Raw genomic sequence first — 17138 nt, 5'->3', positions numbered from 1 at the left:
AGCACCGGACGCTATGCGCTCGCCTGGGCGCGGAGTTCCGAGGGCCGTGGCGAGTCGAGCGCAGCACGCAGCCATGCGATCACCCCCGGGAGATCGTTGTCGATCCACGGCCCCGGGTCGTGCGGGTTGAAGCGCCAGAACGTCGAGGGCGGGCGCCAGTGCTGGCGATACGAGGCGAGCACCGGGAACACCTCGATGCACACGGCCCAGGTGTCGTGCACGTGGTGCTGATGGTCCTCCTGCTCGCCGGTGAAGGTGTCGAGCACGCGCGCAGCGAGGCGGCGGTAGCGGTGGCGGGGCTGGGCGTCGGCCATGGCTCGGCACAGGCGGGCGTAGTGGCGAAAGCAGGGGCGATCGTCGACGTGGGCCGGGATCATCGTGCCCATGAACGAGTGGAGGTTGGTGCTGGCCCAAAAGCCCTGCTCGGCGCAGAGGCGATCGAGCGCGGCGGTCTCGGGCTCCGACAGCGGGGCGGGCCCGACGTACGTGGTGTCGCCCGGGGTGGTCGAGCCCGAGCCGGGCAATCGGTGTCGCCTTGCTCCGCCGGGGAGGGGATAGTTGCGGTTGAGGTCCACGCCATGGGCGTTGGTCCGCAAGTGGACCAGGGGCCCCACGCCCTGGCGCTCGAAGGTGCGACGGTAGCCGTCGGGGTTGAGGCAGGGCACCACCCACAGCTCGGCATGGTGCAGCAGCGCCGCGGCAGGGCTGCCGGCATCGGCGGCGGTCTGCAGCAGGGCCAGGGCCACCTCGCAGCCGATCCACTCCGGGCCGTGGATGTTGGCCGAGCACAGCACGCGGCGAGACGCTCCGCGGGAGGAGGGCACGCGCACGGCCTCGAGTGCTTCACCCTCGACGCTCTGCCCGTAGGGCACCACCTCGCCCCCGGCCGCCGAAGCCACGTCCCGCACGGCGCGGCGACGGTGCTCGGGCGAGCGGTAGGGCGAGAGCGGGCCCGCGCTCACGTGCTCGCGCTCTGCTCGGGCTCGGTGTTCTCCTCGGCCTCGACCGGAGCGGTGGATGGCTCCTCGGGTGCCACGGCTTCGGGTGCCACGGCCTCGGGTGCCACGGCCTCGGGTGCCACGGCCTCGGGTGCCACGGCTTCGGGTGCCACGGCCTCGGGGCTCGGTGTCGCCGCGTCGTCGTCGTCGGTACCGGTGCCCTCGTCGATCCGGGTGACCGACAGCTCGATGCCATCGAGCGAGAACCCGACGATCAGCTCCTCGAGCCGCGCGAGGGCGCGCTCACCCAGGCGAAAGCGCGTACTGGCCTCACCCACCGTGAGGTCGCGGACGGCCTTGCGCTCCAGCCCGAACGTCACCGCGAGCAGCTCGCGAATGTGGGCGGCCTTCTTTCCGTGCTTGCGACCCATGTTCAGTCGCACGCGCACGAACGTGGCCTCGTCCTCGACCGCTGGCATGCGCGGCGGCTCGGGAGGCGGGGGCGGGGGCCGGTGCTCGGGCTCGGCCACGCGCACCGGCATGGGCTCGGGCTCGTCGACCACGGCGGCCGTGCCTCCGAGGTAGGTGTCGTCCTCGAAGTCCCGGTAGGTGTACTTGGAGGCCCAGACCTCCCAGAAGTCCTTGTGGGGTGGGGCGGTGAGATCGGGCGGAGGCGGGGGCTCGGCCTTCTTCTTGCTGCTGCGGCGCCGCCGACGGCGCTTGCGCTTCTTGGCCTCGCGCGGGTCTTCGTCCTCGACGGCGCCGTCGGCTTCGCCCGCAGCCCCGGCTTCGTCCGCTTCGCCGGCACCACCGTCGTCACCGGAGGCCTCGCCTTCTAGGTCGTCGTCGTCGCGATCCTCGTCGCTGAGGTCCTCGAGCTCGACCTCCTCCTGGAGGCTCTCCATGACACCACGGCGCCGCCCCTTGAGGGTGAGATCGTCGAGCTCGTCGATCTCACCGAACTCGTCGCGCACGACCTCGAGCTCCTCTTCGTCGATGTCGATGACGATCTGATCCTGCGCCACGACCACGGGGGCCGGAGCCGGAGCCGGGGCCGACGGGGCGCGCTCGGCCGCGTCGCCCTTGCCGCGACGTCGCCCACCTCGGCGTCGCCGACGGCGGCGACGTCCCTCACCGCGCTCGGGGTCGTCGTCCTCGGCCTCGCTGGCCTCGCCGGCCTCGCCGTTCTCGGGGTCGTCGTCCTCGTCGCTCTCGCGGTCGTCGCTGGCTTCAGCCGCCTCGGCCGCTTCGTCTGGGCGTCCACGGCCACGACGACGGCGTCGCCGACGGCGGCGACGGCCGCCCACGCCGGTCAGCGTGCCCGGATCGGTGATCGGATCGGCGACCGGTTCGGTGACCAGATCGGAGGCATCCGCGATCGTGCCGGCGTCCATCGTCTCGACGCCCTCGTCCGCCTCGATCGTGCTTCCGAAGTCCTCGCCCGCCACCGGCGGGGGAGGCGAGGCAGTGATGGTCTCCTCGGCATCGTCATCGCCGTCGTCATCATCATGCGGGTCCCCTTGGGCCTCGGAGCGCGGCGCCTCGCCGTCCCTCGATCGACGGCCACGGCGACGGCGACGGCGGCGACGGCCACCTCCCGCGTCCTCGCCGCGCGCCTCGGTGGCTTCGGGGCTCTCGGTCTCCTCGGGGCGCGGCGCGGGGGGGCCCACCAGCTGGACCTGCATCTCCTCGGCCTCGTCGTAGGCCAGGCTCAGCGCCTCGTCGAGTTCCTCCGCGGTCAACGCCAGGGTCGGAGCGAGTTCGTCCTCCACGCTCGCGCCGAGGTCCATCGGGAGGACCATGACCTCGGTGACCTCGTCCTCGCCGGCCCGTAGGCTCCTCGCGGGTCGATCCGGCCGAACTCGTGCCTCATTGGGTCTCTCGTCGGAGCCGTCGTCAGGGCTCTCGCCCGCGCTCGCATCGAGGTTCTCGTCGAGGGTCGGTCGCTCCTCGCGACGGTCGCGACCCCGCCGACGGCGACGGCGATGGTCGCGGTCCGAGGGTCCCTCGGCCGCCACGTCGGCGCCTTCCTCGGGGCGGGCGGCTCGCTCGTCCCCATCCTCGTCGCGCCCACGCCCGCGAGGCTCGTCGCGATCGCGGAACCGACCGCGACGCTCGTCTCCAGCTCCAGCCCCGGCTCCGGCTCCAGCCCCGGCTCCATCGCCGTCGCGGCTGCGGCTGCGAGCACGTCGGTCGTCGTCGTCACCGTGGCGTCCGCGCCCGCGATGCCGGTCTCGCTCGCCTCGCTCTTGCGGCTCGGGCTCGCCCCATTCCTCGCGCTCGCGACGGCCTCGTCCACGAACGCGCCGGTCTCCATCGCCGCCTCGCGGTCGCCGCAGCTCGATGTCGTCCTGGTCGCGTTCGCGCTCGGACGCCACCCGGGTCATCGCTTCCTTGAGCAGGAATCCGATGACTTGCTCGCCGCGCGGGTCGGTCACCAGGTGACGGGTCAAGAGCACCCACTCGGGACCTACCAGCTCGGGGAACAGGCGGGAGATCTGATCGAGCTTGCTCTCCAGCCGCTGCCGCGACAGCTCCTCGGCCGGGGGCAGGGTGCGCTCCTCGAACACGATCGAGGGGTACTGGAGCTTGAGGTAGTAGAAGTTGCCCAGCTCCTGGGGGGCGATCAGGCTGATCGCCTCGCCGGGGCGGCCCGCGCGTCCGGTGCGTCCGGTGCGGTGCACGTAGCTCTCGGCGTTCTCGGGGAACGAGTAGTTGATGACGTGCCCGATGTGCGAGATGTCGATGCCGCGGCTGGCCACGTCGGTGGCCACCAGGAACCGCAGCTGGCCCGAGCGCATGCGTCCCATGACCCGCTCGCGGGCCGTCTGCGTCAGATCGCTCGAGAGCGGCTCGGCGTGGTAGCCCTCGCGGCGCAGCGCGGACGCGACCACGTAGGTCTCCTCGCGGGTGTTGCAGAACACCAGCGCGTTGGGGGGCTCTTCGATGGCGACCATGTCGAGCAGATCGCGAACCTTGATGGCGCCACCGACCTGGTAGTAGGCGTGCTTGATCTCCGCCGCCGCCACCTGGTCACCCGACAGCAGCACCGACTCCGGGTCGCGCATGTAGCGACGAGCGATCCGCTCGATGTCGGGCGGCACGGTGGCCGAGAACAGGCAGGTCTGGCGCTCGGCGGGGCAGGCATCGAGGATCGCGTGGATGTCCTCGAGAAAGCCCATCGAGAGCATCTCGTCGGCCTCGTCGAGCACGGCCATGCGTACCCGGTCGAGCCGCAGCGAGCGGCGCCGGATGTGATCGAGGATGCGGCCCGGGGTGCCGACCACCGCGTGCACGCCATCGCGAAGCGCCTGGAGCTGGGGCTGCATGGCGGTGCCGCCGTAGACGGGCAGGGTCCGCACGCCGCTGCGACGCCCGAGCTGCTCGAGCTGATCGCAGACCTGCTTGGCCAGCTCGCGGGTGGGCGTGAGCACCAGCAGCTGCACCCCGGTCTTGGCGGCATCGCCGGCCTCGAAGCGCCGGGCCAGCCACGGCAAGCAGAACGCCGCGGTCTTGCCCGAGCCCGTCTGCGACTGCACCAGCACGTCGCGGCCCTCGGTCACGAGCGGGAAGGTCATCTGCTGGACGGCGGTGGGCACCGTCCAGTCCATCTCGGCCACCGCCCGGCGCAGCTCGTCGGGCATCGACAGCTCGTCGAACGAGGTCGCGGGCGGCGGCGGGGGCGGGGCCTCGGCGGCGGGCCGGCGATCGCCGAACCCGGGCAGCGTGCGCGGGGTGAAGATCTGGGTCTTGGCGTTCTCGTCGACCGCGCCGGGCGCCTTGGCGGGGATCTGAGTCTTGGCGTCCTCGTCGACCTCGTCGGCGGCTTCGACCGCATCGCGGGTGGAATCGGGCACGGGAGCGCCGACGGGGATCTGGGTGTCGATCTCTCGAGCCGGGCGCTCCGGCTCGGCCGAGGCTTCGGCGGTCTCGGAGGCGTGCTCGAGGCGTGCCTTGTCGGTGTCCTCGGCCGCGACGGGCTCGGGAACGCCCGCTCCAGCCTCGGCCGATTCGCCAGTGGAATCGGTCGGAGCGGAGGACGCCTCGGTGGGGGAGGGATCAGTGGACGGTGGAGCCGTGGTCGACGAATCGGAGCCGGAAGCAGCCGCTTGCTGCTCGTCGGCGTTTGGCGAATTGGCCATGCGAGGGATTCCTAGAGCGCGAGCAACTCACGGCGGACCTCCGACTCGCGAGCGTTTTGCTCGACATGCGCGCGCAATTGCACCTCGATGGTCTCGAGCTTGTGCATGCTTGCGGCGTCTGCGGAGCAGGCTGCCTGAGTCTCGCGGATGAGATTGAGGACGACATCGTCTTGCGGATCCGCCTCGCGGAAGCTCGGGGATCGCAGGGTGAGGGCCACCACTCGGTCGCGAATCAGCCTGACGCGGTAGCGACAGTCGACCTCGCCGGGGGCGAGGCCAGGGCGCTGCTGTGCGAGCCCTTGGCCGACCGCCACCACCCCGAAGAGGATGATGACGACCACGCCGATGAGCTGCACCCACGACGAGAACCGAAGGCCCTTGGCGCTTCGGGGTGACGAGGAAGGCTTCAGCGCGCGCCAATATCCACCCCGCCCGCCCCGCGGGTCAACCCTCGCTCGACCACATCCGCCCGCCCCGGTCTGCCCTCCCCGATCTGTCCTCACCAATCTGTACGTGCGCTTGCACACGGTCATCCCATGCGCCCACCCCATATAGAGCAATCGCGGGCCCGCCCAGGAGGGCAAGGCCCGGGGGAGGGGCTGCGAAGCGCTGCGAAGCCCCTCCATCCAGAGATGGTTTTGGCTACTCCGGTGCGGCCATGGGGCAACGATTGGCGCACGAGGCCTGGGCGGAGCGCCGAGTGGTGAAGCGCACCACGCCCACCTGGCTGCGTGCCAGGTCCGATCCCTGAGGGGTCAGCCGCCGGATCTGGCACCCTTGCGGCGCGCCCTCGGCGGACCAGCAGGTGCCGATCTCGTTGAGATCGATGGGCGGATCGTCGGGGTGGAGCTGCAGGGTCCGGCCCTGGGTCAGGTAGCTGCCCCGATCGATGGGAGTGACGGTCGTGCGCGCGTCGAATCCTTCCAGGCGCAGCGTCACCACCACACCATCCTCGAGCACCAGCCGCACCGGCTCGAGCGCCGGGCCATCGGCCCTTAGGTTGACCAGGGCGTAGCCCGCGGGGCCACCCTCCGCGCCCGTGAGGGGCAGCGCCGTCAGCACGTAGACCCCCCCCGGATCCAGCGGCAGGATGAACGCCCCGTCCCGCCCCTGCACCGGGTCGTAGTAGGTCGCCACGCTGTGCAGATACGGCCCCGGCACCGAATCGGGCTCGTCGGGCATGCGCAGGCGCTCGGCCACCACCATCGCCTCGCGGGCCGCGCAGCCCTCGCCAGGGGCACGCCGGCTGCACAGGACCTCGTCCACGTCGACCACGCCGGTCACCAGCACCCGAGGCTCGAGCGAGAAGGTCTGCGCCTCGGGTGCATCGAAGAGATCCAGCTCGAAGTCCTTGGAGGCCAGCACCGAGCCCACCGGGGATTCCACGCGAACCCGGTAGCGACGCGGGGAGGACGTCGTGCCCAGGGCCACGTCATCCACCCAGCAGGGCGTTCCCAGGCTGTCGCAGCTGGCGGTCCGGATCAGGCTGCCCACGCGGCCCTGCGGATCGGCGTGGGGAGTCACGCAGTCGGCGTTGGACCAGCGCTCGAGATCCTCGAGCACGAACGGGGCTTCGAAGCGGACGGCCGCCGCGGTGCTGCGACCGTCGCAGGTGGCGGGCGCCACGGGCGGGCCGTCCTCGACGTCCTCGGCCGACGAGGGCAGACAGGCCAAATTGCAGCACACGTAGCCGGGGTCGCCGCTCACGAGGGTCCGGGGCACCCCCACCACGGCGACCTCCACCGTGGCCCCCGCGCCCCAGCTGGGCACGCAGAGGTCGCGGGCGACGCGGAAGCCCGACTCGCCCTGCGACGACGGATTGAACGCCGCGTCGACCACGTAGTCCACCGTGGGCAGCGGCCCTGCGTCCTTTGGCTGGACCGTGATCTCGTAGCGCCGATCGAGGGGGACGCTGGGGTCGGCTTGCTCGCAGTACGTATAGACCTGCGTGCGAAACGTGCCGACGTCGTCGGTGTTGGTGCCGCCGTCGGCGTTGCGCCCCGCCAGCGCCAGGTAGCACTGTCCGGAGGCCTCGTCGCAGTACTGGTCGGGGACAGAGCAATCGGTATCGACGGCACACTCGGACACCGAGGGCTCGGCCAGGGTGGGGATGCCCAGGCGCCCATCGAGGTCATCGGCGTAGCGAACGCGAACGGTGGCGCCCTCGAGCGGCGGCCCCACGACGTAGGGATCGGCGCTCATGTCGAGCAGCACCACGTCGCCCTCGAGCCCGCGGCTGCAGTCCTCCGCATAGTCGTACACGTAGCTCCACTCGGACTGGCCCACCGCCGTGCACTGGCCGAGCTCGGTGTCGCAGTAGTTGGGGGCGGGATTGCAGTCACCCTTGGGCTCGCAGCAATCGGAGTCCACCGTGCACTCGGCGTTCTTGTCGGTGCGCGGGGGTACGAAGCCCAGGAAGCGGCTGGCCAGGCTCTTGCCGTCGGGATCGATGAGCCACAGCACCACCTCGGAGGCGAGGTCGAGATCGAGCGGATGGTGGCGTGGCCACCCCACCTTCGTGGGCTCGACCGTGGGCTCGCTCGAGACCTCGGTCGAGGTGAGGATCGGGTGGGTGACGGAGTCGCTGATCGGCGCCGGGGACAGCCGATAGCGCGAGGCCTGGCTCAGATCGAAGCGCGCGCGCAGCAGGCCATCGGGCGGAGGATCGGGGTCTTCGGACTCGCCCGTCACCTCCAGCACGAACGTCTGGCTCACCCGCGAGCGCCGCAGCGCCAGCTCGCGAACGTTGGCCTCCTCGTCGATGACGCAGTCACAGCCGTCCACCTCCACGCGAAACTGCACCGCGCTCGCCTCACTCTCGCGGATTTCGAAGCCGAGGTGGGCCCGCGGTGCGGCCTCGTTGCCGGGCAGGCAGCGGCCCTGATCCACGGCACAGACCTCGCCCTCGCGGCACTCGGCGTCGCTGCGGCACTCCGCCTCCTCACCGGGATCTGCGAGCGTGCTGCACGCGCTACCGAAGAGCCCGAAGAGCCCGAGCCCGCCGAGCCCGAAGACGGCGGCCAGGCTCCATCCCCGGTCGGGTGCCGTCACTGGCCCTCCTCGAGGCACGCGCAGCCCGACATCGAGGAATCGTGGCACTCGAACACGTAGTTGGCCACCGACCATGTGGCGCCGATGCCGAGGTCGGGCATGCCGTACTGGGGCGAGAGCAGCACCGGGCGCCCCGCACCATCGAGCACCGGCTCTCCATCGGCGTCGAGCCGAGGCGGCCGGAAGAACGGGCGGTCGGTCACCATGATCTGCAGGTCGTGCAGTCCCAGGGCCAGGGTCTGCCCGTTGTCGTCGTTGCACAGGTCGACGCCCTGGCCGCCGTCCTTGCCGAAGCGAAAGCGCCAAAGGCCGTTGTCTTCGCGCCCGAGGCTGGGATAGGAGACGGCGTTGGGCAGGTACTCGCCGGCGCCTCCCGGGGTGAGGTGCTCGGGGTAGGCCACGAAGTTCTGCGGCGCATCGGTGCCGGGATCGAGATCGAGCAGAGCCACCGCGTAGAGCGTGTCGGCGGGCCCGTTGCCGCGCCGATCGGGATCCTCGGCGTACAGCTCGAACTCGGGCAGCGCGTTGCCGTCGCCCCCTGGGCACGAGCAGAACGTGCCCTCGATTCGCCCCTGGGGCAGGGCCTCGGGGACCTGCGGGCACCCGAGGGGATCGAACAGCTCGGGCTCCTGCAAGGGGTCGGCCTCACAGGCCTCCACGAGCTCGGGGACGATGGGGATCCACTCCACCACCCGTACGGCTCCGGGGTTGTCGTCGTCGCTCTCGGCCCGGATCCCGCGATCGGGGATGATGCACGCCGAGGTCGCGACCGCGAGCAGCCACGTGCGGGTGGCGACTCGGGCTCGCCGGGGGCTCGGCCGAGCCCCGGCCGCGTGCCGCTCGCGACGTCCTCCGGGATTTCCCTCAGGACTCACAGTTGCACTCGATCCCCTCGGGCAGCGTGCCCAGGCTCGGGTCGTAGCAGCGGAACACGTAGGTGGCCGTGTCGTAGGTCGCCCCCGCTCGCAGGTCGGGCATCCCGAACACGGGGTCGTGGAACATCACCTCGCCGTTCTCATCGTACACCGGCTCACCGCTGGCATCGAGCATCGCGGGACGGTACCAGGGGCGATCGGTGACGATGAGCCGCAGCTCGTGAAGCCCGTCGCCGACCGGGTCGCCGCCGTTGTCGTTGCACAGGTCGAGGTCGCCCAGCGGCGCCAGCGGCCAGCTCTTGAGGTGCGGGTCGGGGCGCTCGATGGTTGGCACGTCGGCGGCCCGATAGCGCCGAGCCGGCTCGTCGGGCAGCAGGAGGTTGGGGTAGGCCAGGAAGTCGCGCGGGTCCTCGGCGTCGAGCGGTATGTCGAGCAACAGCGCCCCGAGGATCTCGTCCTTGGGGTTGTTCTCGTCGTCGACGTCCGGGTCCTCCACGAACAGATCGAAGCCCGCGCCGAACGGGTTGCGCTCCCCGGACGGACAGATGCACAGCGGCTGGGCGGGGCGGATCAGGCCGCTGGGCAGGGTATCGGGGATGTTGGGGCACGCGCGCAGCGAGGTGCGCTCGTCGCAATCGTCGTCGGCCCGCGGGGTGATGGGGGTCGGCTCGACGATCCGGACCGCCCCTGGGTTCAGGAACTCGTCCTCCACCTCGATGCCGGCATCGGGGATGACGCAGGCCGCGGCGAGCACGGCCGAGAACGCCACCACGGCCCCGGGGCGCGCCGATCGAGCCGAGGTGGTCACCCGCCGCCCTCCCGTGCGTCGGAGGCTTCCTTCTCGAGGTGGCGGAAGATCGTGCGAGGGTCGACTCCGAGGTCGCGTGCGGTCTTGGTGCGGTTGCCCCCGTTCAGCGCCAGCACGCGGTTGATGTACTCGCGCTGCCAGCGATCGCGGGCCTCGGCCAGCGGCAGCACGGCGTCGTCGTCGGTCGCGGCCTTGCCGTCGGGCAGCTCGAGGTCGAGGTCGGCCGCGGTCAGCTGCGGGCCGTCGGCCAGCACCAGCGCCTTCTTGATGTGGTTCTCGAGCTGGCGGATGTTGCCCGGCCAGCCGAATCGCATCATCGCGTTGATCCCCGAGGGCGACAGCGCCTTGGCCGGATCGACGTCGCGCCCGTACTCCTTGGCGTAGCGGCTGATGAGGTAGCGGGCGATGAGCAGCACGTCGTCGCCGCGCTCGCGCAGCGGCGGCAGCAGGATGCCGATCACGTTGAGGCGGAAGTAGAGATCCTCGCGGAAGCGACCGCCCTTGACCTCCTCGAGCAGGTCGCGGTTGGTGGCTGCGACCACCCGCGCGTCGATGGCGGTGGTCTTGGCCTCGCCCACGCGCTGGATCTGCTTCTCTTGCAGCACGCGCAGCAGCTTGACCTGCAGCTGCAGCGGCAGCTCACCGATCTCGTCGAGGAAGATCGTGCCGCCGTCGGCCGCCTGGAACTTGCCGATCTGGTTGGCCACCGCGCCCGTGAACGCGCCCTTGACGTGGCCGAACAGCTCGGACTCGATGAGGTTCTCGGGGATGGCCCCGCAGTTGACGGTGATGAACGGACCCTTGCCACGCGGGGAGCGGTTGTGGATCTCGCGAGCGATGAGCTCCTTGCCCGTCCCAGTCTCGCCATTGACCAGCACGGTGATGTCGGTGCTCGCGACCTTCTCGACCCGGTTGTAGACCTCGACCATCTGCGGGCACGAGCCGATGATCTCGCCGAACTTGACGTGCTCGAGGCGCTCGGCCAGCGCCGCGCTCTCGGTACGCAGCGCGCCCACGAGCTGGGCGTTCTTGATGAACAGCGCCGCCTGAGCCCCGAAGATCGTCAGCAGCTCGAGCTGCTCGGCGCGAAACAGATCGCGCACGTTGTCGTTGCCGACGTAGATGAGCCCGAGCAGCTCGCCGCGGACCAACAGCGGCACGCACATCACCGAGCACAGCTTGAGGTTCATGACCGACAGGCTGCTGCGGAAGCGCTCGTCGGCGTAGGCGTCGGAGATGATCTGCGCCTTGCGGGAGGTGATGACCTCGCGAATGATGTTGTCGGACAGGAGCTCCGCCGGGTCGTCGACGGGCTGGCGCTCGAGGTTGCGAGCCACCCGGATCTCGTAGCCGCGGCCCTTGAGCTCCCCCCCGTCGGCGCCAGGACCCGAGCCGTTGGCCTCGGGAGCGGCCAGCGCCTCGGACTCGCCCATCGCCAGCACCAAGAAGCCCTTGCTGGCGCGGGTCATCGCCACCACCTGATCGATGAGCTCGTCGAGCAGGGCCTCGAGATCGGCGGGGCGGGCCAGGAGCGCCGAGAATTGCTGGAGCTGGCGCATCGCCTCGAGCGGGACCTTGGGGTCCTTGGCGGCGCCTTGTGGGGCCTCGGGCTCGGCGGTGGCATCGACGGCGGAGAACACCAGCTCGTGCCCGCCCACCACCACCACGTCGCCGTGCTTGACCTCGTGGCTGCGGGTCTTCTTGCCGCGCACGTAGAACGGGGTGCTGCGCTGGGCCGACTCGAGCTTGTAGCGCCCGGGCTCGTGGATCAGCGTGCAGTGGGTGGGGGCCACCTCGGATCCGGTGAGCACCAGGTGGCACTCGGACGACGCGCCGATCGACGTGAGCCGCCGAACGATGGCGAAGCGAGCGGGTTGGCCGTTGGGACCGGTGTACTGGAAGTGCGGCATTGGCTTGCGACGCGGGCCCTTGGAACTCGACTAGAACTCGACGCGGATGCCCAGGTGGAGACCGCCCCGGCCACCCGCGCCCGTGGGCCGGACCTTAGCACGCGGCTTGCGTTCGCGACGACGGCGCTCGTCACCGCCGCCGCCCTCGGCGTCCAGCTCCTTGCGGGGCACCCGGCCCACGGACTGGGTCTTGTACGGGCGGAAGCGGTACTGGGCCAGGAAGATGTCGAGCGCGATCGTGCCCAGGAACAACCAGCCCACCACCTCCTCGGCCTTGCGGCGCCGCAGGATCGCATCGAGGTCGCGGCCGGCCGCACACTCGAGCGAGCCGCGCTCGAAGCCGTCGGTGCGGTCGCAGCCGTCGACCACCTTGCGCACCAGGATGAGGCCGAGCCCGGTCGCGCCCAGCACCGCCTCGGCCCCCAGGAACACCCCGCCCAGCACGGGCTCGCCGTTGTAGAAGTGACCGATCCCGGCGGGGATCGCCGCGAACACGCGGCTGCGAGCCACGCGATCGCGGACCTCCACCTCCTGGTCGTCGTACTTCTGCTCGAGGTCGGCGTGGCGGCGGCGCAGATCCTCGAGGTCGGCCGCGTTGTCGGCCAGGTCGGCCTCGCATGCCATGCGATCGGCCTCGCACTGGGCCGAGGCCCGCTGGCTGCGCTGGTCCTGCACCTCGACGAACAGCTCGAACAGCTCGGGGCTGTAGATCGCCGGGGGCAGGCGCCAGCCCGGGTCGGCGTCGAGCAGGCGCTCGAGGTACTCGCCGGCCTGCACCCGCCGCTCCGACTCGTCGAGCGCCGGATCGTTGACGGTGGCGTCGGCCAGCAGCGCCAGCGCCTTCTCCCGCAGGCGGGAATCCTGCAGACGGCTCGGGTCGGCCGCGACCGGCTCGAGCACCTCTCGCACCTCGGTCCAGCCCCCGCGGCTCCACGCCGCCTCGGCCAGCTCCACCGCCTCCTCGTCGTCGTCGGGCACCACCACCGGCGCGCGTGGGGCCGGTGCCGCCGGACCGACCCCACGCGCGCCGGTGGCGGCGTGGGCCGGCGCCGCGGCCAGCGTGAGGGCCACGCCGGCCCGGACGACGATGGAGGCGAGGCGGCGCATGCAGTGGGGTCGCGAGCCTATCGCGGATCCCATCGCGGAGGAACCAGCCGAGCGACCCACGCGAGCCCCGGCCTCGTGCCCCGGCCTCGTGCCCCGGCCTGGTGAATGGGGTCCCGGCGGCCCGAGGTCACGGCTTGCGGGGCACCATGCTCACCCGGAGGGTCTGCGGCCCGGGCACCAGATCCTCCTCGATCGCGATCGGTTCGAAGTCCTTGTGCTTGAGCACGAGCTTCACCGGCTGCACCGTGCCGTCCACGATGGGGACGGCACGGAAGGTCTTGGCCGTTTGGTTGACCTCGATGAGCGAGGGCAGGCAGCCGGCCATGCACACCACCACCGCGTCGTCGGGGGGTCCCTCGAACTTGACCCGGGCCGGTCGGGGCTTGATCTCCAGCACGACCGGTCCCGCCTCGCAGTCGGCGCTGGAGACCAGGCGATAGCCCGAGTAGCGATTGTCGGAGACTCGAACCGTGGTGGACGGGCCCTCGAACGTCACGTCCATCTCCATCTGCTCGATCCCGTGCGTCTGCGTGCCCACCCGGATGGCGAGGTTCTGGGCCGTCGGCAGGGCGATGCCGGTGAAGACCAGCCGGCAGGACGTGGTCTGCGGGGTCTGGGGCGGCGGCGTGACCGGGTTCTTGCGCTTGTTGATCCGATCGCCTCCGCTGGAGGCGGGCTCGGCCCCGCCGTCGTCGCCGGTATCGTCGGTGCCCCGCGTGTCGTCGGCGACCGTGCCGGAGCTGGCGACGGTCGCGAGCGCGGTGCTCGTGCCGTCGGCCGAGGGCTCGACCCCCTCACCGGGCCCGGTCGATCCCGAGGAGCCCACGGCCGCATCGTCTCGCGCCGCCGCCCGGGAGATTCCCGTGCCCACCAGCCGGGTGTCCTTGGACAGCTCGTCGTCCTGGACCAGGCGAGCCAACAGCAGCACCGCGCCCATCACCGCCAGTCCCGTCACCGCCATCAGCACGCGCCGGTTTCGGCGCTCGCGCAGACGCAGGCGGGCCAGCAGCTCGGTCGCCCCCGCGTGCGAGGCATCGAGCTCGAGCACCCGTCCGAGCTGGCGGATGGCGCGGGCCGTGTCGCCCTCCTCGGCCGCCACCTTGGCCCGCTCGGTCAGCGCGGTGCAGACCCGCTCGTCGAGCTCGACCACGTAGGCCTGGGGCTCGCGGAAGTAGCGGCCCAGCTCGGCATTGGTCGGCTCGACCCCCACCTCCTCGAGGTAGCGCCGTAGGTCGTCGCCGAACGTCTCCACGCTCTGGTAGCGCTCGTCCGGATCGCTGGCCAGCGCCAGGGCGATGATGTCCTCGAGGTCGCGGTCGACCAGCGGGCAGATCGTGGCCGCGGGCGGGTAGTCGCCGTCGGCGATCCGGTTCAGCACCTCGTGGGGATTGCGGCCGGAGAACGGCAGCTGCCCCGTGGCCAGCTGATAGAGCAGGATGCCCAGCGAGAACAGATCGGTGCGCTGGTCCAGCGGGCGCCCGCTGATCAGCTCCGGGGCCATGTAGGCCGGGCTGCCGATGAGCTGCCCCGTGAGCGTGAGCTTTTGGTTGTCGATGATCTGGGCGATGCCGAAGTCCATCAGCTTGAGCACGCCGTCGTTGCGGATCATGACGTTCTCGGGCTTGATGTCGCGGTGCACGATGCCCGTGCGGTGGGCGTGCTGCAGCGCCTGACACAGCCGATGGACGATGAGGGCCGCCACCGCGGGGCGCGGGTCGAGACGCTCGTCGACCCAGTCCTTGAGGGTCACCCCGTGGATGAACTCGGTGACGATGTAGCTGGCCTCGGCCTCGGGCCCCGAGTAGTCGAAGATCTCGAGGATGTTCTCGTGACGCAGCTTGGCCACCGCGATGGCCTCGCGCTCGAGCCGTAGCCGCGACTCCTTGCGGTTGGCCAGGTGCGGGTGCAGGACCTTGACCGCGACCTCGCGCTTGAGCACGCGATCGAGGCCTCGGTACACCACGGCCATTCCGCCGTGACCCACCTCCTCGATCATCTCGTACTTGTCGATCTGGGTGCCGGCTAGGCTCGCCACCGACGCGTTCCTCCGCCCGAAGGCATAGTGGCCGCCACCAGGAAGGCCCGGTGGGCGGGCCTAGTCCGGCCCGCGGAGCCGGATGAATCGTCGCAACGAAACCAAGCGCGCATGGGGGGGCGCATCGAGGGGGCATTCGTGGGTGACCACGAATCGGTGCGCAGTCTACCGTCGAGCCGTCGTGCGTGCATCCGTGGGGCGAGTCGATCGAGTCTCCACGAGCGGCTCCGAGATCTCCCGACAGGGCTCCGCGCGTCGCGCAGTTCGACGCCGCGCCCGCCCCGGGCGCGAATCGTGATATGCCCTGCGAGCCTGCCCATGGACGAACCGCCTTCGGACTTCGTTCCGCGCCCCGCGGAAGGCTTGCTCCACCGCAACGTCGTGGCCATGCATGCGGCCCGGGTTCGCAGGTCGGCCCACCAGCCGGCGCTTCGCTACAAGGTCGGCGGCGTGTGGCGCACGATGTCGTGGGCCCAGTGGGAGGACGCCGCATCGGCGCTCGCGGCCTCGCTGCTGCGCCTGGGAATCGCCCGTGGTGATCGCGTGGCGATCCTGTCCCGGACCCGTCGCGAGTGGGTCGTGGCCGATCTGGCCATCGCCATGGCGGGGGCGGTCTCGGTGCCGGTGTACCCGAGCCTGGCCCCCGATCAGGCGCAGGCCATCCTCGCCGACAGCGGGGCGGTGGCGGTGGTGCTCGAGGAGGCGCTCGGCCTCGAGATCATCGTGCAGGCCCATGCACGAGGCGAGCTGTCCTCGCTGCGCACGGCGATCGTGATCGAAGACACGGGATCCTCGTCGCCGGACGGGCCCTTGGCCGTGCACGCCTGGGATGCCGCCATTGCCACGCCGCCCTCGCCCGAGCTGGCCGAGCGCCTGCAAGCTCTGGCCACGGCGATCGGCCCCGACGACGAGATGACCTACGTCTATACCTCGGGGGCCACCGGGGAGCCCAAGGGCGCCGTGCTGTGCCACCGCAACCTGGTCTACGAGGCGTGGGCCATCAAGAACGTCGTTCCGGTCGGACACATGGACGAGCAGCTCCTGGTGCTGCCGCTCGCCCACATCTTTGCGCGGCATCTCCTGTGGGCCGCGGTCGAGCAAGGGGCCGTCAGCGCCTTCGCCGAGCGCGAGGACCGGGTCATGGCCAACTTCATCGAGATCGCGCCCACCTTCGTGGCCGCCGTGCCTCGCATGTACGAGCGGGCCTATGCCCGCATCGTGCACGACGCCAGCGCGCGGGGCGGGGTGGGGAGGGCCGTGCTCGAGCGTGCCCTCGAGATCGGGCGCCGGGCCAGCCAGCTCCGCCAGCGCGGCGAGGCCCTGCCAACCTCGTTGGCGCTGCAGCTCTCCCTGGCCGACCGGGTCCTTCGCCGGATCCGCGACCAATTCGGCGGGCGGATCCGGTTCTTCGTGTCCGGCGGCGCGCCCCTGTCCCGCGAGGTCGCCGAGCTGTTCCACGCCGTGGGCCTGCTCATCCTCGAGGGCTACGGCCTCTCGGAGAGCACGGGAGCCACCCACGTCAACCGTCCCGACCGCTTTCGCTTCGGCACCGTGGGCCCGGCCTTGCCCGGCTGCGAGACCCGCCTGGCCGAGGACGGGGAGGTGCTGCTGCGCGGTCACAACGTGATGCTCCGCTATCACGGCCGGCCGCAAGAGACCGCCGAGGTGCTCGACGACCAGGGGTGGCTCCACACCGGCGACATCGGCGAGCTCCAGGACGGATTCCTGCGCATCACCGACCGCAAGAAGGACCTGCTCAAGACCTCGGCCGGCAAGTACGTGGCCCCCCTCATGCTCGAGAAGCGGCTGCGGCTGCACGAGGGCATCGCCCACGCGACCGTGTGTGGGGACGCGCGCCCGTTCGTGGTGGCGCTCTTGAGCCTCGACGAGGAGGCCATGCTCGCGCGGTCGGATCGCGAGGGCCTGGGGTGCCACGGCTACGCCGATCTGGCCGTGCACCCCCGCATTCGGCAGATCGTCCAGGCCCACGTCGACGAGGTCAACGCCAGCCTTTCTCGCCACGAGCGCATCCGCGGGCTCCACGTCGTGCCGCGCCCCTATGCCGAGGAGACCGGCGAGCTGACCCCCACCCGCAAGGTCAAGCGGGGGGTGGTGCTGCAGCGCTACGCGGCGGCCATCGAGGCCCTCTACGCGTCCGATCCCGCCGAAGCCTCCCGGTCCGGTGTCCTTGGGCTCGGCTCCCCGGCTCGGGGGTAGGGCCCGTCCATGACGGCCGCGTGGGGCGGCGCCGCGGGCCTTGACGCGGCCCTGC

General features: G+C 71.2%; 10 protein-coding genes. 1 reads left to right on the top strand and 9 read right to left on the bottom strand.

Annotated features, from left to right (window positions below):
- Positions 1-11 precede the first annotated feature (11 nt).
- From OEB96_RS28265 to OEB96_RS28225, 9 genes are all read right to left on the bottom strand, one after another.
- Positions 12-962 carry a M14 family metallopeptidase gene (locus tag OEB96_RS28265; protein WP_266219876.1) on the bottom strand — a complete coding sequence of 317 codons (951 nt, stop codon included), beginning with the start codon at positions 960-962 and terminating at the stop codon, positions 12-14.
- Positions 959-5080 (bottom strand): DEAD/DEAH box helicase, encoded by a 4122-nt coding sequence (locus tag OEB96_RS28260; RefSeq protein ID WP_266219875.1) that lies wholly within the window; start codon positions 5078-5080, stop codon positions 959-961. The genes OEB96_RS28265 and OEB96_RS28260 overlap by 4 nt, the downstream gene beginning before the upstream one ends.
- Positions 5081-5091: 11 nt before the next feature.
- Complete coding sequence (locus OEB96_RS28255; protein WP_266219874.1) at positions 5092-5436, bottom strand: hypothetical protein; 345 nt, start codon at positions 5434-5436, stop codon at positions 5092-5094.
- A 286-nt stretch (positions 5437-5722) separates the two neighbouring features.
- Positions 5723-8131, bottom strand: coding sequence for a hypothetical protein (locus tag OEB96_RS28250; protein ID WP_266219873.1), 2409 nt, complete (start codon positions 8129-8131; stop codon positions 5723-5725).
- A complete protein-coding gene (locus OEB96_RS28245; RefSeq protein WP_266219872.1) occupies positions 8128-9006 on the bottom strand; it encodes a hypothetical protein in 879 nt (292 codons plus the stop codon). The genes OEB96_RS28250 and OEB96_RS28245 overlap by 4 nt, the downstream gene beginning before the upstream one ends.
- On the bottom strand, positions 8996-9814 hold the full coding sequence (locus OEB96_RS28240; protein WP_266219871.1) for a hypothetical protein: 819 nt from the start codon (positions 9812-9814) through the stop codon (positions 8996-8998). Before OEB96_RS28240 ends, OEB96_RS28245 begins: the two co-directional genes overlap by 11 nt.
- Positions 9811-11724 carry a sigma 54-interacting transcriptional regulator gene (locus OEB96_RS28235; RefSeq protein ID WP_266219870.1) on the bottom strand — a complete coding sequence of 638 codons (1914 nt, stop codon included), beginning with the start codon at positions 11722-11724 and terminating at the stop codon, positions 9811-9813. The genes OEB96_RS28240 and OEB96_RS28235 overlap by 4 nt, the downstream gene beginning before the upstream one ends.
- A gap of 30 nt (positions 11725-11754) precedes the next feature.
- Positions 11755-12831, bottom strand: coding sequence for a hypothetical protein (locus tag OEB96_RS28230; RefSeq protein ID WP_266219869.1), 1077 nt, complete (start codon positions 12829-12831; stop codon positions 11755-11757).
- Between the two features lie 127 nt (positions 12832-12958).
- Positions 12959-14866: a serine/threonine-protein kinase gene (locus OEB96_RS28225; protein WP_266219868.1), complete on the bottom strand. Its 1908-nt coding sequence runs from the start codon at positions 14864-14866 to the stop codon at positions 12959-12961.
- A gap of 318 nt (positions 14867-15184) precedes the next feature.
- On the opposite strand from OEB96_RS28225, the gene OEB96_RS28220 reads away from it, so the two are divergent.
- Positions 15185-17083, top strand: a complete 1899-nt coding sequence (locus OEB96_RS28220; protein ID WP_266219867.1) for an AMP-dependent synthetase/ligase — start codon at positions 15185-15187, stop codon at positions 17081-17083.
- The last annotated feature ends 55 nt before the right edge of the window (positions 17084-17138 follow it).

This window comes from Paraliomyxa miuraensis (assembly GCF_026337845.1).
Lineage (GTDB): Bacteria > Myxococcota_A > Polyangia > Nannocystales > Nannocystaceae > Paraliomyxa > Paraliomyxa miuraensis.
Note: the sequence above shows the minus strand (reverse complement) of the source record. Positions and strands in the feature narration are given on the sequence as shown.

Coding starts and splice junctions, on each gene's coding strand:
- OEB96_RS28260 (WP_266219875.1), bottom strand. CDS start 5,080: ATGGCCAATTCGCCAAACGCCGACGAGCAGCAAGCGGCTGCTTCCGGC.
- OEB96_RS28235 (WP_266219870.1), bottom strand. CDS start 11,724: ATGCCGCACTTCCAGTACACCGGTCCCAACGGCCAACCCGCTCGCTTC.
- OEB96_RS28230 (WP_266219869.1), bottom strand. CDS start 12,831: ATGCGCCGCCTCGCCTCCATCGTCGTCCGGGCCGGCGTGGCCCTCACG.
- OEB96_RS28220 (WP_266219867.1), top strand. CDS start 15,185: ATGGACGAACCGCCTTCGGACTTCGTTCCGCGCCCCGCGGAAGGCTTG.